The 23,139-nt window shown below is 68.2% G+C and carries 21 protein-coding genes; 10 read left to right on the forward strand and 11 right to left on the reverse strand.

The window, feature by feature from the left end; translation table 11 throughout:
• Positions 1-8: 8 nt before the first annotated feature.
• Positions 9-2,159: a 3-hydroxyacyl-CoA dehydrogenase NAD-binding domain-containing protein gene (locus tag BR07_RS0118085; RefSeq protein WP_027506629.1), complete on the forward strand. Its 2,151-nt coding sequence runs from the start codon at positions 9-11 to the stop codon at positions 2,157-2,159.
• A 50-nt stretch (positions 2,160-2,209) separates the two neighbouring features.
• Here BR07_RS0118085 and BR07_RS0118090 read toward each other — a convergent pair whose 3' ends face one another.
• Positions 2,210-3,349: a lipase family protein gene (locus BR07_RS0118090; RefSeq protein ID WP_027506630.1), complete on the reverse strand. Its 1,140-nt coding sequence runs from the start codon at positions 3,347-3,349 to the stop codon at positions 2,210-2,212.
• A gap of 108 nt (positions 3,350-3,457) precedes the next feature.
• Here BR07_RS0118090 and BR07_RS0118095 point away from each other — a divergent pair, with 108 nt between their 5' ends.
• Positions 3,458-3,646, forward strand: coding sequence for a hypothetical protein (locus BR07_RS0118095; protein WP_027506631.1), 189 nt, complete (start codon positions 3,458-3,460; stop codon positions 3,644-3,646).
• Here the strand turns inward: BR07_RS0118095 and fadD5 are convergent.
• From fadD5 to BR07_RS0118110, 3 genes are all read right to left on the reverse strand, one after another.
• Positions 3,643-5,178 carry a fatty-acid--CoA ligase FadD5 gene (fadD5, locus tag BR07_RS0118100; protein ID WP_027506632.1) on the reverse strand — a complete coding sequence of 512 codons (1,536 nt, stop codon included), beginning with the start codon at positions 5,176-5,178 and terminating at the stop codon, positions 3,643-3,645. The two genes, BR07_RS0118095 and fadD5, sit on opposite strands and share 4 nt — an antisense overlap.
• 87 nt (positions 5,179-5,265) lie before the next feature.
• Positions 5,266-6,585, reverse strand: coding sequence for a class I SAM-dependent methyltransferase (locus BR07_RS0118105; RefSeq protein ID WP_027506633.1), 1,320 nt, complete (start codon positions 6,583-6,585; stop codon positions 5,266-5,268).
• The gene (locus tag BR07_RS0118110) at positions 6,582-7,994 is read right to left on the reverse strand and encodes an FAD-binding oxidoreductase (protein WP_027506634.1); all 1,413 of its coding nucleotides are present in this window, start codon (positions 7,992-7,994) and stop codon (positions 6,582-6,584) included. The genes BR07_RS0118105 and BR07_RS0118110 overlap by 4 nt, the downstream gene beginning before the upstream one ends.
• 228 nt (positions 7,995-8,222) lie before the next feature.
• On the opposite strand from BR07_RS0118110, the gene BR07_RS0118115 reads away from it, so the two are divergent.
• From BR07_RS0118115 to recR, 3 genes are read left to right on the forward strand one after another with little or no spacing between them, the layout of a single operon-like run.
• Positions 8,223-8,657, forward strand: a complete 435-nt coding sequence (locus tag BR07_RS0118115; protein WP_027506635.1) for an SRPBCC family protein — start codon at positions 8,223-8,225, stop codon at positions 8,655-8,657.
• Positions 8,658-8,715: 58 nt separating this feature from the next.
• On the forward strand, positions 8,716-9,054 hold the full coding sequence (locus tag BR07_RS0118120) for a YbaB/EbfC family nucleoid-associated protein (RefSeq protein WP_027506636.1): 339 nt from the start codon (positions 8,716-8,718) through the stop codon (positions 9,052-9,054).
• Positions 9,055-9,070: 16 nt separating this feature from the next.
• Positions 9,071-9,682, forward strand: a complete 612-nt coding sequence (recR, locus tag BR07_RS0118125) for a recombination mediator RecR (protein WP_027506637.1) — start codon at positions 9,071-9,073, stop codon at positions 9,680-9,682.
• On the opposite strand, the gene BR07_RS0118130 is transcribed toward recR, so the two are convergent.
• Together BR07_RS0118130 and BR07_RS0118135 are read right to left on the reverse strand one after the other, a co-directional pair.
• Positions 9,679-10,347, reverse strand: a complete 669-nt coding sequence (locus BR07_RS0118130; RefSeq protein ID WP_037186531.1) for a response regulator — start codon at positions 10,345-10,347, stop codon at positions 9,679-9,681. The two genes, recR and BR07_RS0118130, sit on opposite strands and share 4 nt — an antisense overlap.
• A complete protein-coding gene (locus BR07_RS0118135) occupies positions 10,344-12,074 on the reverse strand; it encodes a sensor histidine kinase (protein WP_231476436.1) in 1,731 nt (576 codons plus the stop codon). The genes BR07_RS0118130 and BR07_RS0118135 overlap by 4 nt, the downstream gene beginning before the upstream one ends.
• 136 nt (positions 12,075-12,210) lie before the next feature.
• Between BR07_RS0118135 and BR07_RS0118140 the strand changes: the two genes are divergently transcribed.
• The 4 genes from BR07_RS0118140 (at position 12,211) to BR07_RS0118155 (ending at position 16,222) form a co-directional block, all read left to right on the forward strand.
• The gene (locus BR07_RS0118140) at positions 12,211-13,197 is read left to right on the forward strand and encodes a Bug family tripartite tricarboxylate transporter substrate binding protein (protein ID WP_027506640.1); all 987 of its coding nucleotides are present in this window, start codon (positions 12,211-12,213) and stop codon (positions 13,195-13,197) included.
• Positions 13,198-13,285: 88 nt separating this feature from the next.
• Entirely contained in the window at positions 13,286-14,692 is a 1,407-nt protein-coding gene (locus BR07_RS0118145; protein ID WP_027506641.1) for a CitMHS family transporter, read from the forward strand.
• 31 nt (positions 14,693-14,723) lie between these two features.
• A complete protein-coding gene (locus tag BR07_RS0118150; RefSeq protein ID WP_027506642.1) occupies positions 14,724-15,125 on the forward strand; it encodes a universal stress protein in 402 nt (133 codons plus the stop codon).
• A gap of 20 nt (positions 15,126-15,145) precedes the next feature.
• A complete protein-coding gene (locus tag BR07_RS0118155; protein ID WP_027506643.1) occupies positions 15,146-16,222 on the forward strand; it encodes an AbrB family transcriptional regulator in 1,077 nt (358 codons plus the stop codon).
• Here the strand turns inward: BR07_RS0118155 and BR07_RS0118160 are convergent.
• From BR07_RS0118160 to BR07_RS0118175, 4 genes are read right to left on the reverse strand one after another with little or no spacing between them, the layout of a single operon-like run.
• Positions 16,219-16,920 carry a type 1 glutamine amidotransferase gene (locus BR07_RS0118160; protein ID WP_027506644.1) on the reverse strand — a complete coding sequence of 234 codons (702 nt, stop codon included), beginning with the start codon at positions 16,918-16,920 and terminating at the stop codon, positions 16,219-16,221. The two genes, BR07_RS0118155 and BR07_RS0118160, sit on opposite strands and share 4 nt — an antisense overlap.
• Positions 16,913-18,199, reverse strand: a complete 1,287-nt coding sequence (locus BR07_RS0118165) for a Mur ligase family protein (RefSeq protein ID WP_027506645.1) — start codon at positions 18,197-18,199, stop codon at positions 16,913-16,915. The genes BR07_RS0118160 and BR07_RS0118165 overlap by 8 nt, the downstream gene beginning before the upstream one ends.
• Positions 18,200-18,229: 30 nt before the next feature.
• A complete protein-coding gene (locus BR07_RS0118170) occupies positions 18,230-19,141 on the reverse strand; it encodes an ABC transporter substrate-binding protein (RefSeq protein WP_027506646.1) in 912 nt (303 codons plus the stop codon).
• A gap of 38 nt (positions 19,142-19,179) precedes the next feature.
• The gene (locus BR07_RS0118175) at positions 19,180-20,139 is read right to left on the reverse strand and encodes an EamA family transporter (protein ID WP_027506647.1); all 960 of its coding nucleotides are present in this window, start codon (positions 20,137-20,139) and stop codon (positions 19,180-19,182) included.
• Positions 20,140-20,211: 72 nt separating this feature from the next.
• On the opposite strand from BR07_RS0118175, the gene BR07_RS0118180 reads away from it, so the two are divergent.
• Positions 20,212-21,105: a LysR family transcriptional regulator gene (locus BR07_RS0118180; protein WP_027506648.1), complete on the forward strand. Its 894-nt coding sequence runs from the start codon at positions 20,212-20,214 to the stop codon at positions 21,103-21,105.
• Positions 21,106-21,153: 48 nt separating this feature from the next.
• Here the strand turns inward: BR07_RS0118180 and leuA are convergent, their stop codons facing one another.
• Positions 21,154-22,974 carry a 2-isopropylmalate synthase gene (gene leuA, locus BR07_RS0118185; RefSeq protein ID WP_027506649.1) on the reverse strand — a complete coding sequence of 607 codons (1,821 nt, stop codon included), beginning with the start codon at positions 22,972-22,974 and terminating at the stop codon, positions 21,154-21,156.
• Between the last annotated feature and the right edge of the window lie 165 nt (positions 22,975-23,139).

The raw sequence follows: 23,139 nt of genomic DNA on the forward strand, positions 1-23,139 counted from the left end.
GGAACAGCATGAGTGACAACATGATTCAGTGGGACCAGGATGCCGACGGCATCGTCACCCTGACGATGGACGACCCGAACCAGGGCGCCAACACGATGAACGAGCTCTACAAGACCTCGATGGGCGCCACGGTCGACCGCCTCGAGGCCGAGAAGGACTCCATCACCGGTGTCGTCGTCACCTCGGCGAAGAAGACCTTCTTCGCCGGTGGCGATCTCAAGAACATGATCAAGGCCGGCCCCGCCGACGCCCAGCAGATCTTCGACGAGGTGCAGACGGTCAAGTCGCAGCTGCGTCGGCTCGAGACGCTCGGCAAGCCTGTCGTGTCCGCGATCAACGGCGCCGCACTCGGTGGCGGCCTGGAGATCACGCTGGCGACGCACCACCGCATCGTCGCGGACGTTCCCGGTGTCCAGCTCGGCCTGCCCGAGGTGTCGCTGGGCCTGCTGCCCGGCGGCGGCGGCGTCACCCGCATCACCCGCATGATGGGTATCCAGAACGGCTTCATGTCGGTGCTGTCCCAGGGCACGCGATTCCGCCCGGCCAAGGCGCTCGAGCTCGGTCTGGTGCACGAGGTCGTCGGCAGCGTCGAGGAACTCGTTCCCGCTGCGAAGGCATGGATCAAGGCCAACCCCGAGGGCGGCGTCGCCCCGTGGGACGTCAAGGGCTACAAGATCCCCGGCGGCACGCCTTCCAATCCCAAGCTCGCGCAGATCCTTCCGGCGTTCCCGTCGAACCTGCGCAAGCAGATCAAGGGCGCGCCGATGCCGGCACCGCTCGCGATCCTGTCCGCCGCGGTGGAGGGTGCGCAGGTCGACTTCGACAACGCGTCCACCATCGAGTCGCGCTACTTCACGTCGCTCGTCACCGGCCAGGTGTCGAAGAACATGATCCAGGCATTCTTCTTCGACCTGCAGGCGATCAATGCCGGCAAGTCCCGCCCGGACGGCTACGAGAAGACGCAGTTCACCAAGGTCGCCGTGCTCGGCGCCGGCATGATGGGCGCGGGCATCGCCTACGTCTGTGCCAAGGCCGGAATCGACGTGGTGCTCAAGGACGTCGAGCAGGCGTCCGCGGACAAGGGCAAGGCGTACTCCGAGGCCATCGAGGCCAAGGCGCTCTCACGCGGCAAGACCACGCAGGAGAAGTCGGACGCGCTGCTGGCGCGTATCCACCCGACGGCCGATCCGAAGGACGTCGAGGGTGCAGACCTCGTCATCGAGGCGGTCTTCGAGTCGCAGGACCTCAAGCACAAGGTCTTCCAGGAGATCGAGGACCTCGTCGCTCCCGATTCGCTGCTCGGCTCGAACACCTCGACGCTTCCCATCACCGGTCTCGCGACGGGTGTGAAGCGCCAGGAAGACTTCATCGGTATTCACTTCTTCTCGCCCGTCGACAAGATGCCGCTGGTCGAGATCATCCGTGGCGACAAGACCTCGGATGCCGCTCTGGCCAAGGCATTCGACCTCGTACAGGCCATCAAGAAGACTCCGATCGTCGTCAACGACAGCCGTGGCTTCTTCACCTCCCGCGTGATCGGCACCTTCATCAACGAGGCCATCGCCATGCTGGGCGAGGGCGTCGAGCCCGCGACCATCGAGCAGGCCGGTCTGCAGGCGGGCTACCCGGCGCCGCCGTTGCAGCTCTCCGACGAGCTGACGCTGACGCTGATGCAGAAGATCCGCAAGGAGACCTACGACGCGATCGTCGCAGCCGGCGGAACTCCTCCCGAGGATGCCGCGGGCGCGGTCATCGACAAGATGGTCGACGAGTTCGAGCGTCCGTCGAAGGCCAAGGGTGCCGGCTTCTACGAGTACGTCGACGGCAAGCGCACCGGCCTCTGGTCGGGTCTGCGTGACGCCTTCAAGTCGGGTACCTCGGAGTCGTCGTTCGAGGACCTCAAGGAGCGCATGCTCTTCATCGAGGCGATCGAGACGCAGAAGTGCTTCGACGAGGGCGTGCTGAACACGACGGCCGACGCCAACATCGGCTCGATCTTCGGTATCGGCTTCCCGGCGTGGACCGGTGGCGTGCACCAGTACGTCGTCGGCTACGAGGCCGCGGACGGCTCGATCGGCAAGGAGGCGTTCGTCGCCCGTGCCGAGGAGCTGGCCAAGCAGTACGGCGAGCGGTTCACTCCGCCTGCGTCTCTGCGCTAGTCACGAGTACACGACAGCCCCGCACCTCCTGGTGTGGGGCTGTCGTCGTCTCAGCTCAGGACGCGCGCGGCGAAGTCGAGTGATGCGGGCATGGAGGCCATCAGGGTGCCGATGTGATCGGGCGTCGGAAAGGTGACCAGCTGGAAGTCCGTACCGGCAGCGGTCATCCGGGCCGTGTGGACGAACGTGAGCGGAGCCGGAACTGTCTGATCGGAGAGGCTCTGAGTCACGAGGAGCGGCCGGTCGTAGCCACTGACGGGGACGGCCTGCATCTGCTCGAGCACGGGGGCCAGCGGCGTCAACGGGCGCGTGAGAAGCTCCCCGAACTGGGCCGGGTGCGCCGACCGATAATCGCGGAATTCGTTGCCGCACAGCGTGGTCGCAGCGTCGAGATACTCGACGCCCTTCGGCGTGAGGTACTGCCGGACGTCGAGTTCCGGACGTTGGTCCGCCAGTCCGGCGAGGGTGTAGAAGACGTAGCCGAGAAAGCCGCTGGGGACGACCGGCGGGAGAACCGGACCGACCAGCGGGAGCACGGTGTCGAGCCCCGTCGGGCCGGCCACGGACACGGCGCCGCGGAAGTCGAGGTCCGGTGCGCGGGTGGATGCCGCTGCGGCGGTGAAGAAGGACGTGTTGCCGCCCTGGGACAGGCCGGTGGTGATCCATTCCGGCGAGAGCCGATCGCCGAGCATCGTGTGTGCTGCGCGGACGATGTCGATCGCGTTGGCACCGGCGGCGGGTCCGTCCAGATAGGCGTGCACACCCGGAGTCCCCATGCCCGCATAGTCGGTGGCCACCACGGCGTGGCCGGCGGCCAGCCACGCCTCGATCGCCGGACGCTCGTACTGCGCGGTGCCCGTCGCCGACGGTGCACACGAGTCGGCGACACCGGTGGTGCCGTGGGCGTAGGACACGACCGGCCATCCGTCGGCGGGAGCATCGCCTGTCGGCACGAACACCGTGCCCGTCGACTCCCCGGCCTGCTCGGCCGTCCGCAGCGTGGAGTAGCGCACCACATAGCTCTCCGCGGCGCCGGCGGGTGCCAGCGCGGGATCGAGCGCGGTGCTGGAGAGCACCGTGCCCGCGGCCGTCTCGGCGGACGCGGGAGCAGGGACGAGAAGGACGGACGACGCGAGTGCGACGCACGCGACGAGGACCGGTGGACAGAATCGTCGGGGAAGAGAAGTCACGGACAGCAGTCCATCATGTCGAGCGGCGTCCGTGGTGTGTCCCGTCGCGACGATGTGTCTCGTCACGAGAACGGGCCCGACGCGGCATCAGGGGACTAGGTTCGACAGGTGAAGACTCCCGTTGTCACCGTCATCGGTGCCGTGATCGCCGTCATGGGCCTGCTGTTCAGCCTCCAGGGATTCGGGGTGATCGGTGGCAGTGCGATGAGCAACACGACCACCTGGTCGATCCTCGGCCCCGTCATCCTGATCGTCGGAGTGGCGATCGTGGTGGTGAGCAGGCGCCGAGGGGTCTAGTCGGAGAAACGCCTGCGCAGGTCGACCTTCACGACTTTGCCGCCGGCGTTGCGGGGGAGCGCCTCCACCAGCACCAGGTGGCGCGGGTGCTTGTAGTGCGCGAGGCGTCCGTCCAGCCAGCCGACGAGGTCGGGAAGCGTGAGGTCCGGCTCGTCGGTGCCGCGCTGCGCGACGACGGCGACGGGCACCTCACCCCAGCGGTCGTCCGGGCGGCCTATCACTGCTGCCTCGAGGATTCGTGGGTGGGAGAACAGCACGTTCTCGACCTCGGCGCAGTAGATGTTCTCGCCGCCGGAGATGATCATGTCCTTCTTGCGGTCGACGACGAAGACGAAGCCCTCCTCGTCCTGACGCACCAGGTCGCCGGAATGGAACCAGCCACCGTGGAACGCGTCCGACGTGGCGGCAGGGTTCTCCCAGTACCCGTGCATCAGCGTCGGCCCGCGATAGACGATCTCGCCGATGTCGCCCTGCGGGACGTCGATCATGTCGTCGTCGACGACCCGAGCCTCCACCGTGGCGACGACGCGTCCCACGGATCCGAGTTTGCGCAGTGCGTCGCCGCCGTCGAGGACGCAGGTGATCGGCGACATCTCGGTCTGACCGAAGACGGCCACGGTGAGGGCGTCGGGGAAGGTCTGCGACATCGCCCGCAGGACGGTGTCCGACGCCGGCGCCGCACCCCACGAGATCACTCGCAGCGACAACGTCCTGGGGCGGCGCGCCTGTTCCGCGCAGACCGCCTGCCACTGCACCGGCACGAGGAACAGGGTGGTCACCGCCTCGGCCTCGAGGACGTCGAGCAACGCGGCCGGATCGAACGCGCCGACGGGGTGGACGACGGTCGGGATGCCGAGCTTGAGGCTGGGGGCGATGCTGCCCAGGGCGGCGATGTGGAACATCGGTGACGCACAGAAGTTGATCTCGTCGACTCCGTACATCTGCAGGGCGCGAATGCAGGTAAGCGCCTGAGCCTGCATGTTGGAATGAGACAGCACAGCGCCTTTGGGACGGCCGGTCGTTCCCGAGGTGTACATGATCAGAGCCGGTGCGTCGTCCGGGACGTCGGTGTCCGGCGCGGGCGTGTTCTCGCGGATCAGAGCCTCGTAGGTGTCCCCGTCTCCTCCCACGATGATCGAGTCCGCGATGCCGACCGCCGCGGCGAGCGGCGCCAGGGCGTCCTCCACGACGATGAGGCCGGCGCCGCTGTTCTGCGCGAGGTAGGTGATCTCCGGGGCGCTCATCCGAAAGTTGACGGGCACGGCGATTGCACCGACGGCAGTGATCGCGAGCACCGATTCGATGTACTCGGGCCGGTTGAGCATGAGGATCAGCACCCGGTCCCCGGCCGTCACGCCACGGTGGGCCAACCCGCCGGCGAGTGCGTCGACACGATCGCAGAGGCCGCGCCAGGTGTGCGTCGTCCCACCGAAGCGCAGCGCCACGCCCGCGGGATTCATCAGTGCGTGTCGTCGTACCTGGTTGTTCCAGTTGTCCCGCCGTGCACGTCCGGGCTGCGACTGATCCGCCATCTCGGGTGTCCTCTCGTGGAGTCGCACCCACTCGGGTGTCGACAGTCCCCGTGATTCGACACCCGAGACGGCGTCCGTGTCAGTGGATCAGCCGATCCACCAGGGCCGCAACGGAAGACCCGCGTCGTTGTTCTCGTCGAGCTTGACGGCGAGCACCTGGTGCAGCTGGACCACGTTGCGCTCGAAGCCCAGGCGTGAGCCCGCCATGTAGAGGCCCCACACGCGCGCGGTGCCCTCACCGACCTCCGCGACGCAGGCGTCCCAGTTGTCGACGAGGTTGCGGCACCAGTCCCGAAGCGTCATCGCGTAGTGCTCGCGCAGGTTCTCCTCGTGACGCACCTCGAGGCCCACGTCCTGCATCTCGGTGATGATGCGGCCGGATCCCGTCAGCTCGCCGTCGGGGAAGACGTAGCGGTCGATGAAGCCGCCGGCCCGCGCCGACGAGCGGTTGTCCGGGCGGGTGATGCAGTGGTTCAGGACGCGGCCACCCGGGCGCAGCTTTCCCTTGATGAACTCGAAGTACGCCGGGTAGTTCGAGACGCCGATGTGCTCGGTGAGGCCGATCGACGACACGGCGTCGAAGTCGCCCTCGACGATGTCGCGGTAGTCGCTGTGACGCACCTCCGCGAGATCGCTCAGACCGTCGGCGGCGATGGCGTTCTGCGCCCACTCTGCCTGCTCGCGCGAGAGCGTGGCGCCGATGACGTGGACGCCGCGACGGGCCGCGTAGCGCACCATCGAGCCCCAGCCACAACCGATGTCGAGCAGTCGGTCGCCCGCCTTCAGGTTCAGCTTCTCGAACACCAGGCGGTACTTGTTCTCCTGCGCCTCCTCGAGCGACGCCTCGAGAGTCGGGTAGGCGGCGCAGGTGTAGGTCATCGACGGGCCGAGCACGTACTCGTAGAACGTGTTCGACACGTCGTAGTGGTGGTGGATGCTCTCGGCGTCCCGAGTCTTGCTGTGCCGCAACCCCTCGGCGATACGACGCCAACGTGGGAGAGATTCCTGGGGCGGGGGAGCGATGGGACGCAGCAACTCCCATCCGAGAGACCGGGTGACGGTCGCTAGTGCGCGCGCGGACGGACGTTTGAAGTGCAGGTCGTCGCCCAGCATCCGGAGCACGTCGTACGGGTCACCCGGGTGGGCGCCCTCGATCTCCAGATCGCCCGAGACGTAGGCGCGAGCCATGCCCAGGTCGCCGGGGGCGGTCGCGAGGTACGTGGTGCCGCGGGGTGAGGTGAGCCTGAGCCCGTACTCGGAATCTTCGGCACCGGCCGTACTGCCGTCGTACGCCGAGAATCGAACGGGCAGATCACCTTCGGTGAACTGCTCGAGAATCTCGGCGATGGAGAGTTTGGGGGAACCGCCGGACAGGCCGGGGTTCCGTTGATCCTTGAATGTCGTCATCGACGATGCACCGCCTTCGAATACAGATCCAACAACCGCGAATCGGGGTCGTACTTCTCTTTGAGTCGGCGGTAACCGTCACCGCCGTAGAGGGCATCGAACTCGGCCCTGTCGTAGAACGAGTCCGAGTAGAGGGACTTGTGACCGTCGAACTCGGTCACCTTCTTCTCGATCCGACGGTTGGCTGCCCCGTCGGGTTCACCGGGGACCACGGGCACCGACGACCAGAAGCCGACGTTGACGTAGGTGCGGTGAGGTTCGAGCGGATAGAGGGGCCACCCGCGTACTCCGGCGTCGGAGTCCTGCGCGTCGGCGTACCCGTCGGGTTCGCGAAGTCGCAAGGGACACAGCCACAACGGCTCGATCGGGATCTCGTCGAGGAACCACGAGACGAACGCGGCCGTGTTCTCGATCGGCACCTCGATGTCCTGCACGACGCGCTCGCGGATCGGGTTGCCCTTGCGCTTCTCGAGACGGTCGGCGATGTCGTACTTCTGGTCGAGCGCGATCAGCTTCCAGTAGAAGCTGCTGCGCAGGTACTTCTTCGGCCAGAGACGTCGGATGCGCGGGTTCTGCGCACCGAAGGCGCGCGAGCACCAGAACCAGTCGGTGTCCCACCGCCACAGGTAGTCGCGCACCGTCAGGCGGTCCGTTCGCGGCGCGGTGCCGTCGTGCTGGATGGACCGGTAGAAGATCGCCGAGTCGGTGTAGTCGCTCACCGGTCCCGGCTCGTCGGTCTGCCGGCCCAGGGTCAGATAGGCCTCGGTCCCGGAGAACACCACCCCGTCGAGGTAGTCGACGCGGTCACCCTCGTACTCCCGCTCCGCGACGATGCGCGCCATGACCGTCTGCACCGACTCGAGGTCGCGGAACCGGACGTGGCGCAGGGCGACGTAGGGAAGGACGGGCTCGAGTTCGATGCGCAACCGTGTCGAGTAGCCGAGGGTGCCGTAGGAGTTCGGGAACCCTCGGAAGAGGTCGCCGTACTCGTTGTCGGGAGTGGCCGTGACGACGTCACCCGATCCGGCGAGAATGTCGATCTCGAGGACGGACTCGTGCGGAAGGCCGCTGCGGAACGACGTCGACTCGATGCCGAGGCCGGTGACCGCGCCGCCGAGCGTGATGGTCTTGAGCTGCGGCACCACCAGGGGAGCGAGCCCGTACGCCAGGGTGGCGTCGACGAGGTCCTCGTAGGTGCACATTCCCTGCACGTCGGCGGTCATGGCGTCGGGGTCGACCGAGATGACGCCTCCCAACCCGGAGACGTCGAGTCCGGGGGCGGAGTTCTTCGGCCTGGCCCGGAAGAGGTTGGAGGTCTTCTTCGCCAGGCGGACGGTCGCGTCCCGGGGAATGGCACGGTAACTGGCCAGAAGCCGTTCCACACCCGCCCGATGTCCCGCTTGTCCGATCTCGTGCGGACGGTTGCCGCCCCCGCCGGGTTCCCGCGCTCCCCCGAGCGCCGCATCGACTGTCTGAGCCACGCGAGAACGCTATACGGAGGTTGTTCGCAACGCTATGGAAGGTGCCTCCCGACGAGGAAACTTCACACGATCGTTGCGCTCGATTCGCCCGGGCGTGGACGTGAAACAATGAATGTCACCGTCCGTCCCACCCCGACATCAGGAGTTCTCCCCGTCATGGCCAAGGTCAGCGCGAGCAGTTCCCTCACCATCAGTGCGGCTCCCGACAAGGTCCTCGCGGCACTGTCCGACTACGAGACGGTGCGTCCGCGCATCCTGCCCGAGCAGTACCGCGACTTCGCGGTCGTCGAGGGTGGGCAGGGCGACGGCACTGTCGCTCGCTGGGTCCTGCAGGCGACCGAGAAGCGCTCGCGGAACGTGCTCGCGACCGTGTCGGTGTCCGGCGCGACCGTCACGGAGAAGGACGCCAACTCGTCGATGGTGACCACGTACCTCGTCGCCCCGAGCGGTAGCGGGTCGTCGGTCACCACCACCACGGAGTGGACGGGCGCCGGCGGTGTCGGCGGCTTCTTCGAGAAGACGTTCGCGCCCCTCGGACTGAAGAAGATTCAGGCGCAGCTCCTGCAGAACCTCTCGCGCCAGGTGGAGTGAGGCACGCGGCTACGCTCGACCGACACGATCTCGTCACCACTTCGGAAGGACACCCGCCGTGCATCCCGGTGAACAGCCCGACATGTCCCAGCTGCTGCAGCAGGCCCAGCAGATGCAGCAGCAGTTGATGGCAGCCCAGGCGGAGATCGCCGCGACGGAGGTCACCGGTCGCGCCGGCAACGGTCTCGTCGTGGCGACTGTGAAGGGCAGCGGCGAGGTGGTCGGTCTGACCATCGACCCCAAGGTCGTGGATCCCGACGACGTCGAGACCCTGCAGGACCTGATCATCGGTGCGATCGCCGACGCGTCCCGCGCCGCGGGTGAGGTCGCGTCGCAGAAGCTCGGTCCCCTCGCCGGCCTGGGCGGCGGCGGACTCCCCGGCCTGCCCGGCTTCTAGAACCGGGTCGAGAAGCGTGTACGAAGGTCCGGTCCAGGATCTGATCGACGAGCTGGGCAAACTTCCCGGTGTCGGACCGAAGAGTGCGCAGCGCATCGCCTTTCACCTGTTGGGGGTCGAGGCGCCCGAGATCGACCGCCTGCAGAAGGCGTTGCAGCGCGTCCGCGACGGGGTGCAGTTCTGCATCGTCTGCGGCACCGTCTCCGACAAGGAACTGTGCCGCATCTGTGCGGACCCGCGCCGCGATCGGACGAAGATCTGCGTCGTCGAGGAACCCAAGGACGTGCAGGCCGTCGAACGCACCCGCGAGTTCAAGGGCAGATACCACGTGCTGGGCGGCGCGCTGGATCCGCTGAGCGGGGTCGGTCCCGATCAGCTGCGCATCCGGGAGTTGCTCACCCGCATCGGCAATCAGGAGGACGGCGTCGACGTCTCCGAGGTGATCATCGCGACCGACCCCAACACCGAGGGGGAGGCGACGGCCACCTACCTGCTGCGCATGATGCGTGATTTCCCCGGCCTGTCCGTCACCCGACTGGCCTCCGGACTGCCGATGGGCGGCGACCTCGAGTTCGCGGACGAGCTCACGTTGGGCCGTGCGCTGTCCGGCCGCAACGTGATGAATTAGCGCTCGAGCCGATAGAGGCGCTCGGGTCGCCCCACGTTGCCGTAGTCGAGCGAGACGGTCACCCGGTCGACGTTGCTGAGGTACTCCAGGTAGCGGCGAGCGCTCGACCGCGACATCCCGGTCCTCTCGGCCATCGTGCTCGCCGAGGTCTCGCCGGGATTCTCCCGCAGTTGGTGCTCGACCATGGCCAGCGTCTCGGCGCTCAGGCCCTTGGGGAGCCGTGTCGCGGTCCCGCGCACTCCGAATGCCTTGTCGACGGCGTCCTGCTCCGCCTCGTCGATCGCGGCCAGCGACTCCCGTGTGCGGCGGTAGTGCTCGAGGCGCTCCTGCAGTGCCTGGAACTTGAACGGCTTGATCAAGTAGTGCACGGCGCCCGCGCGCAGTGCCTTGCGCACCGATTCGGCCTCGCGCTCGCTGGTGATCACCAGGACGTCGAGGTCCGGGATGATCTCCCGGAACGGGCCGATGAGATCGAGCCCGGTGACGCCGGGCAGATGGACGTCCAGCAGCACCAGATCGGGACGGGTGGACTCCACTTTCTCCAGCGCTTCCTGCGCCGTGTGCGCCACCCCGCACACCTCGAATCCGGCCACCTTGGTGACGAAACCGGTGTGCACCCGCGCGACCATGAAGTCGTCGTCCACCACCAGCACCCTGAGTGTCATCGCGTCCTCCCCCCGGATCCGGTGACGGCCCGGAAGACCGTCCACCGCCTACCGTCCTCGACTCTGTCACTCACGCCGACCTCACCGCCGCGTCGGCGGCACACGACACGCACGAGGGCGAGGCCGAAACCGTGCCCGTCGAGCGACGTCCCCTTCGTGCTCCACCCCTGCTCGAACACGCGATCCGCATCCTCCGTGCCGATGCCGGGGCCGTTGTCGGCCACCTCGACCTCGATCCCGTCCGCGTCCGCGACGATCCGGACGCGCACCACCGCGTCCACCGACTGCCCCTCGAGGACTGCGTCCACTGCCTGATTCTCGAGGACTGCGTCCACTGCCTGATTCTCGAGGACTGCGTCCACTGCCTGATTCTCGAGGACTGCGTCCACAGCGTTGTCGACGAGGTTGCCGACGACGGTGCAGAGGTCTCGGGAGGCATCGTCGTCGAGTCGCGGGAGATGTGAGGCGTCGTCGAGCGCCACGGTCACCGAGCGGGCCGCGGCGGCGCCGATCTTGGCGATGAGCAGCGCCGCGACCCCGAGATCGTCGATGCGGTCGGTCACGGTGGACGTGAGGCGCTCACGATGCTCGGTGATGCCGTCGACGTACCGCTCCACCTCGTCGTACTCACCGAGCTGGACCAGTCCCGAGATGGTGTGCAGCTGGTTGTCGAACTCGTGGATGTGCTCCCGCAGTGCCGTCGAGCTGGTGCGGCTGATGTCGAGTTTGCTCTGGACCTCGCTCAGTTCGGTGCGGTCACGGAACGTGGTCACCGTGGCCACCTTTCGTCCGGACGCCTCGATCGGCACCGTGTTGAAGACGAGGATGCGATCTCCGGTGAGGACGAGCTGGTCGCCGTCGTCGCTCGGGTGACGCAGGACGTCGAGGACCCGGTCGTCGAGTCCGAGCTCCTCCACCCGCCGGCCCACACCGTCCTCGTCGAGGCCGAGCATGTCGTGTGCGCTGCGACTCAGCAGGACCACCCGACCCGACGGATCCAGCGCCACCACGGCCTCCTTGAGGCCCTCGAGCATCGCCTGCCGCTGGCGCACCAGGTCGACGATCTCCCCGGCCTCCATTCCCATGGTCTGCCGCTTGACGCGTCGGGCCAGCAGGATCGACCCGACGGCGCCCAGAACGGAGGCCACGGCAAGGTAGATGACGAGGTCCGGGGTCGCCTGCGCGAGGCGCTCCCACACCGACGGGTACTCGCGGCCGACGATCGCCACACCGACGATGCGGCCGTCGGCATCGAGCACCGGGACCTGTGACTGCACGGACGCGTCGGGGGACACCGCGGTGTTGGCGCTCGTCTCGGCGAGACCGGTCCAGGATCGGCCCGTCCGCGCGCCCGCTCCCTCGGCCGCCGATTCCTGTCCCACCCGCGACGGGTCGGTCGCGACGACGATGATGCCGTCGGGGTCGGTCAGTTGCGCGTAGTCCAGACCCGAGACGGCCCGCACCGACTCGACTGCACCCTGCAGCGCCGTACGAATGCGGGGCTGGGCGGAGGCGAGCAGTTGTCGCACGGTGGGACTCGCGGCGAGGTTCTCGGCAGCCGACTGGACGCGCAGACCCTGTTCGCGCTGGAAGGTCGCCGACGCCTGGGCCAGCGACAACCCGCTGATGACGACGAGCACCGCGACGATGATGAGAAGCTGCAGTGCGAGCAGTTGCGACGAGAGGGTGCGGCGTGTTCCGAAGATGCGCAGTCGCCGCCCGATCACGAGGTGAACCGTACCGCCGGGCGAGCGCGGAATTCGTGCATCTGCGTGCGCTACGGACGCTCACAATGAACACAATCCCGTTTGTGCACCAAAGGGTGACCACAGTCACAGGATCCGACACAGTGAGACCGTGCCCATGAACCGACGCCTCCGCATCAGCGCTCTCGCAGCGTTGCTCGCGGTGCTCTGCACGGCGACCGCGTGCAGTGCGGGGGTGTCGGCCATGGTGACCGGGGCGGAGGAGCCGGGACTTCGTGTCATCGCTCCGTCGGTCGCCGGTGGCGGTTACGACCTGACCGCTCGCAGTCTGGCCCGAGGTTGGGCCGCGGAGGGCGTCGTGGTGGACGACGTCCTCGTACTACCCGGATCGGGTGGTGTCGTGGGACTCAATCGTCTCGCTCTCGAACAGGGCAACGATCGACTCCTGCTGGTGATGGGGCTGGGTCTGGTGGGCGCACTGTCCACCACCCCGTCCGATCACGAGATCGCGGACGTCACCCCGATCGCCCGACTCGTCACCGAACCCGAGGTCGTCCTGGTGCCGGCAGCATCCCCGCTGCGGACTCTGGCCGATCTCACGAACGCCTGGCAACAGGATCCCGCGGCTCTGCAGTTCGCCGGCGGCTCCGCGGAGGGTGGGCCGGACGGGTTGTTCCGGACCCAGCTCGCCCGCACCGTCGGTGTCGACCCGCGAGCATCCGAGTACCGCGTCTTCGACGGCGGCGGCGAGTTGCTGCCGGCCCTACTGACCGGCGAGGTCGACGTCGCTACCACGGGCGTCAGCGAATATCTGGACCAGATCGCGTCCGGTACGGTCCGGGCGCTCGCCGTCTCGAGCTCCGAGCGCGTCGACGGCATCGACGCGCCCACTCTGCGGGAGCAGGGAGTCGACCTCGACTTCGACAACTGGCGCGGCATCCTCGCCCCGCCGGGACTGCCACCGGAGCGCGTCGACCGCCTGATCGCCGACGTCACAGCCCTGGTCGGATCGCCGCTCTGGCAGGAGATCCTGGCGCAGAACGGGTGGCGGGACGCGCTGCTCACCGGAGACGACTTCGCGTCGTTCCTCCGCGAGCAGGCCGACCTGGTCCGCTCGACCATCGATCCACCCACCGACGGCTGACGCCGCACACCTCCGTACTGCGCCACACCTGTGCCCGCAGCCTGCCTCGACACACCCTGCACTATTCGAACAACGAGGAGTAGTAACCATGTTGGTGATACTCGGCTTCCTCATGGTTGCCGCTTTCATGTTCTTGATCCTGACCAAACGAGCGACCCCGGTGGTCGCCCTGATCCTGGTCCCGGTCATCTTCGGCCTGTTCGCCGGCGCCGGGCTCGGCATCGGCGACATGATCACGGACGGCATCAAGTCGCTCGCCCCCACGGCAGCGCTGCTGTTCTTCGCGATCATCTTCTTCGGCATCATGATCGACGTGGGTCTGTTCGACCCGCTGGTGCGCGGCATCCTCCGCCTGGTGCGCAACGATCCGATGAAGCTGGTCGTCGGCACCGCGGTGCTCGCCATGGTCGTGTCCCTCGACGGTGACGGCTCCACCACGTTCATCATCGTGACGTCCGCGCTGCTGCCGCTCTACCTGAAACTCGGTGTCTCACCGGTCATCCTGACGGTCGTCGCCGGCCTCGCCAACGGCACCATGAACATCATCCCGTGGGGTGGCCCGACCGTTCGCGCCGCGTCCGCACTGGGCATCTCGCCCTCCGACGTCTTCATCCCGATGGTCCCGTCGATGATCGCCGGCCTGATCATCGTGCTGCTCTTCTCGATCCACCTCGGCCTCATGGAGCGTCGCCGCCTCGGCTCGCTGATCTACGACACGGAGCTGGTGGGCGCCGGCGTGGGTACCGACGGCACCGGAACCGGAAACGGCAAGACCCGTCGCAGCACCGGAAGCGCCGACATCACCACCGGCGACGACGAGAACGACGGCAAGGCCGGCCAGTTCATCGACGGCCTGGACCCCAACCGCGACACTCTGCGTCCGAAGCTGCTGTGGTTCAACGCGATCCTGACCGTCACGCTGCTCGTGATCCTGGTCATGGACATCCTCCCCATCCCGGTGCTGTTCATGATCGCCGCCTCCATCGCGCTCACGTTCAACTTCCCGAAGGTCAAGGAGCAGGGCGAGGCCATCGCACGCCACTCCGCCTCGATCGTCTCCGTCGTCGCCATGGTGCTCGCAGCTGCCGTCCTCACCGGCGTGTTCTCCGGTACCGGAATGGTCGAGGCCATGGCCGAGTGGCTCCTCGGCGTCATCCCCGACGCGATGGGACCGTTCCTGGCCGTCATCACCGGAATCTTGTCGATCCCGTTGACGTTCTTCATGACCAACGACGCCTTCTACTTCGGCATCCTCCCGGTCCTCACCGAGACCGCCGCCCAGTACGGCATCGAGCCGGTCGAGATGGCCCGCGCCTCCATCACCGGACAGCCCGTCCACCTGCAGAGCCCGCTGGTCCCCGCCATCCTGCTGCTGGTCACCCTGGCCGGCGTCTCGCTCGCCGACCACCACCGCAAGGTCCTGTGGCGTGCCACCGTCGTCTCCCTGACGATGCTCGCCGTCGGCGTCCTCCTCGGCCAGATCCCCTTCGGCTGATCAGCATCCACGAGAGAGAGGAGTCACCGACATGAGTGTCGCCGTCGTGCACAACAGTTCCGAGGAAGGCCGCAAGGCACTCGGATCGGCAGTCCAGCAGGCCCGGTCCGCAGGAACCGAACTGGTCGTCCTCCACGCCTTCTCCGGATCCGCGGATCCCTCCTCGGAGGCGAAGGAGACCACCGCCGTCGAGGACTCGATCCGTACGTCGCTCGCCGCGCTCGGAGAGTCCGAGGCGCAGTGGACTCTCGCTGCGGCCCAGCCCGATCCGGACGCGACCACCACACTGCTCGCGCTCATCGACAAGGCGGACGCCGAGCTGCTGGTCGTCGGGTCGCGGCATCGGTCGGCCGTCGGCAAGTTCCTGATGGGACAGGCCGTCCAGCGCCTGCTTCTCGAAACACCGGTACCGGTGCTGCTCGTCAAGTCGTGAGCGGAGGTCGTACCGTCGCTGTGAGCGCCACCCGCTGGGTGGCGCTCACAGCCGTGTCCGTGGCCGGATGGTTCGCGCTCGACGCCGTCGGCCTGACGGCGCCGTCGTTGTTCGCGGCACTGGTGGTGGCGGTGGTCTTCGCCCTCACCGGACTGGGGCCGCGCGCCGTCCCGCGCGCGGGATCCATGGCGGCGCAGGGAACGTTGGCCGTCACCATCGGTCTCATGGTGGATGTCGAGACGCTGAGTGCGCTGGGGGACAACTGGTTTCCTGCGGTCGCCATCGGGATCGCGACGCTCGTCGTCAGCGCCGGCTGCGGTGCACTGCTCGCATTGAACAAGGACGTCACCGCGGCCACCGGGATGCTGGCGCTGATCGCGGGCGGGGCCACCGGTCTCGTCGCGACAGCGAGAGAGCTCGGCGGCGACGAACGTGTGGTCGCGGTGGTGCAGTACCTGCGGGTGGCACTGGTGGTGGTGACCATGCCTCTGGTGGTCACGTTCGTGTTCCACGCCGACACCCACTCGGTCGCGGCGGCCGCACCCGACGAGAATGCGCTGCCGTGGTGGGTGGGTCTGCTGTTCCTGCTCGGCGCTGTTCTCGTCGGCATCGCGGTGGGGCGGCTCGCGCGGCTTCCCGCACCGGCCACGCTGGGTCCGCTGATGGTGTCCGGCGCCTGCGCGCTGCTGGGCTGGCCCGTGGGCATCGAGGTTCCCATGATCGTGCTGCCACTCGCGTTCCTGGTCATCGGATGGCAAGCGGGACTGGCGTTCACGATGTCGAGCCTGCGCCTGATCGGCCGACTCTTCCCCTACGCGTTCGCGCTGGTGCTCGGCATCGGCGTGATCTGTGCGCTGCTCGGATGGGCGCTGTCCGCGTGGACCGGGACCAGCCTGCTCACCGGCTACCTGGCGACGACCCCCGGCGGGTTGGCGGCAGTGCTCGCGGTGTCCGCGTCCACCGGGTCCGACGTCACGTTCGTGGCGTGCGTGCAGCTCATCCGGCTGGTCTCGATGCTCGTGGCGGCACCGCTCATCGCCCAGCTCCTGATGCGCCGGGCGGCGCGGAGGCCGGCCGAGGATCCGGTCTCGGTCTAGCGGCGCAGACGCTCGGTGCGCAGTTGCTCGACGTCGGCCAGGTGCAACGGCTCGAGCGGGTGTCCGAGAGCGGTCTCGAGCAGGTGGTCGGCCAGCTCCGGGTTCCGTGCCAGCGCCGGTCCGTGCATGTACGTCCCGATGACCGACCCCTGGACGACCCCCTCGTTGCCGTCGCCCACCCCGTTGCCGATGCCGTGCTCCACTAGGGCGAACGGGGCCGCGTCGGGGCCGAGAGTGGTTCCGCCGCGATGGTTCTCGAAGCCGGTGAGTGTCTGGGTGAGGCGGTCCGACACCGGGCGGGTGATGACCTCGCCGATGGACCGAGTCGCCTGCGGCGCCGTGGTGACGTTCAGCATCGACACACCGTCGACGCGTTCGCCGGAGCTCGTCTCGTACCACTCGCCCAGCACCTGGATCGCCGCGCAGATGGCGAGCACCGGTGCACCGCGCTCGGCGGCGCGCTGCAGTCCGGGGTAGCGCGCGAGGTGCTTCGTCGCGAGTCGCTGCGCCGAGTCCTCCGCTCCGCCGAGCACGTAGACGTCGAGGGACTCGGGCACCGGATCGGCGAGGGTGATCGACACGATCTCGGCGTCGAGTCCGCGCATCAGCATGCGCTGGCGCAGGACGAGCGCGTTGCCGCTGTCGCCGTACGTGCCCATGACGTCGGGCAGGACGAGCCCGATACGGAAATCAGACACCGGGTGCCTCCTTCGCGGTCTCGCGCGCCAGCGCCCGGCCGAGGTCACGGAAGGCCGTGTAGTTCGCCAGGACCTCCACGCGCCCGGGTGGGCAGGAGGCGATGGCCCGCAACGGGTTCGGCACCACGGTGTGGTCGGCTCCGGCGTACGTCAGGCGAACTCCCAGGTCGGTCGCACGTTCACCGGCCGCCACCACCGTGGTGTTCTCGAAATGCTCGAACCGCACGTCCCACAGCCACGACAGGTCCTCGCCGTCGGGCACCTGGCCGTTGACGGCGATCACCAGGCCGTCGGCGGCCGGGTCGATCATCGACAGTGCTTCCTGCCATCCGGCGGGGTTCTTGGCCAGCAGCATGCGCACGGTGTGGGATCCGTACTGGATCGAGCTGTAGCGGCCCGCCACCTCGTCGACCGCGGACACCGCGGCGACGGCCTGCGCGGGATCGGCGCCCATCGTGACCGCGGCAGCGACGGCCTGCGCCGCGTTTCCGCGGTTGGCCCGGCCGGGCAGCGTCAAACTCATGGGGAGCACGAGACCGTCCGGGCCGTACAGGTTCTCGTCGTCGAGCCACCACTGCGGCTCCGGCCGCGAGAACTCCCGCCCGCCCTCCAGCAGGCCTGTGCTGCGCCAGTGCGTGCCGTTCCACTCGATGGGTTCCCCGGTGCGGGGGCAGCTGACCGAGTCGCCGACCCATCCGCCGCCGGCGGCCACCCACACGGTCCGCGGCGCGTCGTACGCCGCGGACGTCATCAGCACGTCGTCGCAGTTGGCGACGACGACGGTGTCGGGATGGGCGACGATTCCCGCGCGGAGCTTGCGCTCGATCATGTTGATCTCGCCGACGCGGTCGAGCTGATCACGGCTGAGGTTCAGCAACACCAGGACCTCGGGGTTCACGGCGTCGCACACGTGCGGGACGTGCAGCTCGTCGACCTCGAGGGCCGCCAGCGGCGCGGTGCGCCGTGAGTTCAGCGCGGCGACGATTCCCGCGTCCATGTTGGCGCCGTCGGCCTGCGTCGCCACCTCGCCCAGTGTCGCGAGCGCCGCCGCGGTCATCCGGGTGGTGGTCGACTTGCCGTTGGTACCGGTGATGACGGCCGTGCGTCGATTCGCGCCCAGGCGCGACATGAGGGCCGGGTCGATCTTCAGCGCGACGAGACCGCCGATCATCGATCCCTTGCCGCGACCGGCCTTCTGCGAAGCCCACGCGGCCGCGGAGGCCGCCGACAGTGCCAGGCGTCCGCGGGCTCCGAGGTGCCGTCTGCTGCTGTCGATCATGGTGTCCGATCCTCCCACACGGGAAGGAACTCAGGACGCCCCGAGGATCCGTTCGATGTCGTCGAGCACGGCCTGTCCGCCGCGAGGTCCCACGCCGGTGATCCAGTACGACTGGTCGACGAGGTGCGGATTCGGGAACGCCGTCGTGTTCGACGTGACGGACGTGGGCATCGACGCCGGATCGTCCGGTGTCGCCGACGTCACGACCACGAGATCGGCGCGGGCCTCCGTCGCCAGTTCGGGGGAGACGTCGACACTGATCTCGTTCGACCACTCCGGGCGGGGCGGCGTGGTGAACCCGGCGCACTCGAGGGTGCTGCCCGCGAAGGACAGCGGTCCGTAGAGCGTGAGCTCCTCGTTGCGTGGCCGGATGAGCTGCGCCGTCGACCCGGCGGTGTCGAACCTGTCGGCGATCTCGTCGCACCGCGCGTCGTACTCGCCCAGCAACGGCTCGGCGTCACGTCCGAGGGCGCGCCCGACGAGGCGGACGTTGTCCTGCCACGGGTCGCTCTGCGACGCCATGAACACCGTCGGAGCGATCGCGGACAACCGCTCGTACAGCTCCGAGTGGCGCGTCTCCGTTCCCAGGATCAGATCCGGCTGCAGAGCCGCGATGGCCTCGACGCGAGGCTCCGCGACGGTGCCGACGGTCTCGATGCGCGACGCCTCGTCGCCCAGATACGGGGGCACCCCCGTCGCCTCGCTCAGCACCGACGTGCCCACCGGAACGACGCCGAGCGCGACACTCGTGTCGAGCTGGACGGGTTCGAGAGTGACGACTCGCAACGGCGACGAGGGCACCTCCGTGTCCCCGCGCGCATGGGTCACGGTCCGGGTGCTGTCCGCGGCGTCCTCGGCTGTCGCATCGGTCGAACACGCCGAGGCCACAAGGGCCGTCGCGGCGAGCAGGGTCGCCAGGACAGTACTTCTTCTTCCGAACACGCTTGCCGAGCCTCCGTCACAGTGATGGTGAGGGGACCCTAACCGACGCTGGCTCCGGACGGGGGAGTCACGATCCGGGGCTCGGTCCGTGTGGTCGTCGCGGATCGCGGCGAGCGGCTCAGACCCCACGTGCAGCCGCCGATCACGACGGCCGCACCGACGAGGGAGAGGACGCTCGGCGTCTCGTCGAGCACGAGCCAGGACGCACCGATGCCGACGACCGGGACCAGCAACGAGAACGGCGCGACGACGCCGGCGGGGTAGCGGCTGATCAGGACGGTCCACAGTCCCGAGCCGGCGATCGTGCCGATGAGCACGATGTAGGCGAGCCCGATCAACCCGGAGAACTGCCCGGCCGACACCACATCGCCGATGGCGGTCCATCCCGTGGTCGGACCCTCGACGACGGCCGACAACGCGAACATCGGCAGCGGGGGAACCACCGTCATCCACAGCATGAGTCGCATCGGCTCGACGGGAACGCCGGAGGCCGGTCGAGATGCTCGAGTCGCCAGTCGGTTTCCGAGATTGCCGAAGGCCCAGCTGAGGCCTGCCAACAGCGTCAGCAGCACGGGCAGGAGGGTGGCGTTGTGGGCACGATCCCACCCGATGAGAATCATGCCCCCGACGGCGATGCCGATCCCGATCCACTGGCGCGGCCCGACCTTCTCCCGCAGCAGCAGCGCGCCGAGAACGACGGTGAACGGCGCCGACGACTGGAGCACCAGCGAGGCCAGGCCGGTGGGCATGCCGGCGTTCATCGCGGCGAAGAGGAACGCGAACTGCAGCAGGCCGAAACCCGTGCCGTACAGCAGGAGCCAGCGCACCGGCACGGTCGGTCGGCGGACGAAGAGGACGACCGGAACGGCGATCACCGCGAACCGCAGGGCAGCGAAGAAGAACGGCGGGAACTGGTCGAGCCCGGCGCGGATGGCGAGGAAGTTCAGTCCCCAGACCACCACCACGATCAGTCCGAGCAGGCGGTCGCGAGTGGTCATGACCTCGAGTGTTCCGGGTGCGACTGCTAAGAACAATCGAATTGTGGTGACCGGTAGCTGTAGCGTTGCTACATGAATGTCGACCGGTTGCGCGTCCTGCGGGCGCTGGCGGATCGCGGCACGGTCGCCGCGGCCGCCGACGCGCTGTCGATGACACCGTCCGCGGTGTCGCAGCAGCTCAAGGTGTTGGCGAGGGAGGCGGGAGTCGCCCTGCTCGAACCCGACGGGCGCCGCGTGCGGCTCACCGCGGCGGGACGCGCGCTGCTTCCTCACGCCGACGACGTGCTCGCCGCCCTCGACCGGGCGTCGGAGGAGATGGCGTCGTACCGCGGCAGCGCACGCGGAACCGTTCGACTGGCGCTCTTCCCCTCGGGCGCCGCACTGTTGCTGCCGGGGGTTCTGGACCGGCTCACCGAGGCGGGTGTGGACGTCGACGCCCGGGACGAGGACGTGCCCGCGTCGGCCGTGCCGGCGTTGCTCGCGGACTACGACGTGGTGCTGACGCATCGGGACGAGCGCGCACCGAGCATCGCGTCCGAGCGGGTGGAGGTGCGTTCACTGATGCGCGAGCCCATCGACCTGGTGCTGCCGCCGGGGCACCCGCTGGCGGAGCGTGATGCCGTCGACATCGAGGATCTGGCGGACGAGCGGTGGATCAGTGTCCGCGGAGGGTTCCCGGTGGACGACGTGCTGCTCTCCATCGCGACGGTCACCGGGGTGGCGCCGCGAGTCGATCTGCGTATCAACGACTTCCGGCTCATGGAGGAGCTGGTGGCCCACGGCCACGGGATCGCGCTGATGCCGCGCCACGCCTCGACGCACCCGGGTGTCACGCAACGCCGGTTGGCCGGGGTGCGCGCGGCCCGCATCTACGACCTGGCGACACGACCCCGCGCCGCGGAGCGTCCGGCCGTGCGGGCCGTGGTGGACGCGTTCGCGGCGCGGGTCGCGGAGGTCACTGCGTGACCCGTGCGCCTTTTGCGTATCCCTGGATGCGCAGAAGGCGCACGAGGGCTACGCCCCGGATCGTGCCGCCCGGTTCACGGCCGAGACCACGGCGCGCAGTGATGCCGTGGTGATGGAGGTGGCGATACCGACACCCCACACGATGGTCTCGCCGCCGCCGGGCAGCCGCACGGCCGCCTCGACGTAGGCCGCGGCCTGGGCGTCGTCGCCGGCGGACATGGCGTGCTCGGAGTAGTCGAGGACGCTGACGTCGTACCCGATGGAGCCCAGCGCGTCGACGAAGGCGGCGAGTGGACCGTTGCCGTCGCCCGTGATCTCCTGCTCGGCGCCGTCGACCTTGACGATCGCGGAGATCGAGTCGATTCCGCCGTCCTCCTCGGCCGCGGTGACGCGCTGCCGGATGCGCTCGAGAGGAACGATCGGGGCCAGGTACTCCTCGGAGAACACGTCCCACATGGCCTTGGGCGACACCTCGCCGCCCTCGCCGTCGGTGACGCGCTGCACGGCCGAGGAGAACTCGATCTGCAGTCGACGCGGCAGCACCAGACCGTGGTCCGACTTCATGATGTAAGCGACGCCGCCCTTGCCGGACTGCGAGTTGACGCGGATCACGGCCTCGTACGTGCGGCCGACGTCCTTGGGGTCGACGGGCAGGTACGGAACCTGCCACAGCACGTCGTCGACGTCCTGATCCTGTTCGTCCGCAGACACTTTCATCGCATCGAGGCCCTTGTTCACGGCGTCCTGGTGGCTGCCGGAGAACGCGGTGTAGACCAGGTCGCCGCCGTACGGGTGGCGCTCGTGGACGGGCAGCTGGTTGCAGTACTCGACGGTGCGCCGGATCTCGTCGATGTTGGAGAAGTCGATCTGCGGGTCGACTCCGCGAGTGAAGAGATTCAGGCCCAGCGTGACCAGGCAGACGTTGCCGGTGCGCTCACCGTTGCCGAAGAGGCAACCCTCGATGCGGTCGGCGCCGGCCTGGTAGCCCAGTTCGGCTGCGGCGACGCCGGTCCCGCGGTCGTTGTGCGGGTGCAGGCTCAGCACGATCGAGTCGCGACGTTCGAGATTGCGGTGCATCCACTCGATGGAGTCGGCGTAGACGTTGGGGGTCGCCATCTCGACGGTCGCGGGCAGGTTCAGGATCATCGGGTTCTCCGGTGTGGGAGCGATGATCTCGGTGACCGCGTCACAGACCTTCTTGGCGTACTCGAGCTCCGTGCCGGTGTAGGACTCGGGCGAGTACTCGTAGCGCCAGTGCGTGTCGGGGAACTTCGTCGCCTCCTCGAGCACCTTGCGGGCACCGTCGGTCGCGATCTTCTCGATGGCGTCGCGGTCCGCGCGGAAGACCACGCGGCGCTGCAGGATCGACGTGGAGTTGTAGAAGTGGACGATGACGCTGCGGGCGCCCTCGCACGCGACGAACGTGCGCTCGATCAGTTCCGGCCGGCACTGGGTGAGCACCTGGATGGTGACGTCGTCGGGAATCGCACCGTCCTCGATGATCTCGCGGACGAAGTCGAAGTCGGTCTGGCTCGCGGACGGGAAACCGACCTCGATCTCCTTGTAGCCCATACGAACCAGCAGTTCGAACATGCGGCGCTTGCGCGCGGGGCTCATCGGGTCGATGAGTGCCTGGTTGCCGTCACGCAGGTCCACGGCGCACCACTGGGGTGCGCGATCGATGACCTTGTCCGGCCAGGTGCGGTCGGGGAGGGTGAGCGGTTCGACCTCCTCGGCGAACGACCGGTACCGGAACGTCGGCATCGACGAGTTCTTCTGGGTGTTCCACGAGGGCTGATCGGCGGGCGCAGGCTTGGTGGGGGTGGTGACCGTGCGTGAGCCGGATACGAAAGCGTCGGCGGGTGACATCGATGATCTCCGTTGTGAGGAAGGGGACGACCGGCGCCGAAAAGACCCGCGACAGGGAGCCGGTCTGTGAATCAGACCCCGTCGCGGCGACGAAGGAGGAGGGCGAACCCGGCGCCGAACATGCGGGTCACCCTACTCCGTCGCCCGCGCGGACGACACCGGCAC

Source organism: Rhodococcus sp. UNC23MFCrub1.1, assembly GCF_000686025.1.
In the GTDB taxonomy this organism is placed as follows: Bacteria; Actinomycetota; Actinomycetes; order Mycobacteriales; family Mycobacteriaceae; genus Rhodococcoides.

Coding starts and splice junctions, on each gene's coding strand:
- BR07_RS0118165 (WP_027506645.1), bottom strand. CDS start 18,199: ATGATCGACAGCAGCAGACGGCACCTCGGAGCCCGCGGACGCCTGGCA.
- BR07_RS0118145 (WP_027506641.1), top strand. CDS start 13,286: ATGTTGGTGATACTCGGCTTCCTCATGGTTGCCGCTTTCATGTTCTTG.
- BR07_RS0118115 (WP_027506635.1), top strand. CDS start 8,223: ATGGCCAAGGTCAGCGCGAGCAGTTCCCTCACCATCAGTGCGGCTCCC.
- BR07_RS0118085 (WP_027506629.1), top strand. CDS start 9: ATGAGTGACAACATGATTCAGTGGGACCAGGATGCCGACGGCATCGTC.
- BR07_RS0118175 (WP_027506647.1), bottom strand. CDS start 20,139: ATGACCACTCGCGACCGCCTGCTCGGACTGATCGTGGTGGTGGTCTGG.
- BR07_RS0118180 (WP_027506648.1), top strand. CDS start 20,212: ATGAATGTCGACCGGTTGCGCGTCCTGCGGGCGCTGGCGGATCGCGGC.
- leuA (WP_027506649.1), bottom strand. CDS start 22,974: ATGTCACCCGCCGACGCTTTCGTATCCGGCTCACGCACGGTCACCACC.
- BR07_RS0118150 (WP_027506642.1), top strand. CDS start 14,724: ATGAGTGTCGCCGTCGTGCACAACAGTTCCGAGGAAGGCCGCAAGGCA.
- BR07_RS0118130 (WP_037186531.1), bottom strand. CDS start 10,347: ATGACACTCAGGGTGCTGGTGGTGGACGACGACTTCATGGTCGCGCGG.
- BR07_RS0118105 (WP_027506633.1), bottom strand. CDS start 6,585: ATGACGACATTCAAGGATCAACGGAACCCCGGCCTGTCCGGCGGTTCC.
- fadD5 (WP_027506632.1), bottom strand. CDS start 5,178: ATGGCGGATCAGTCGCAGCCCGGACGTGCACGGCGGGACAACTGGAAC.
- BR07_RS0118140 (WP_027506640.1), top strand. CDS start 12,211: ATGAACCGACGCCTCCGCATCAGCGCTCTCGCAGCGTTGCTCGCGGTG.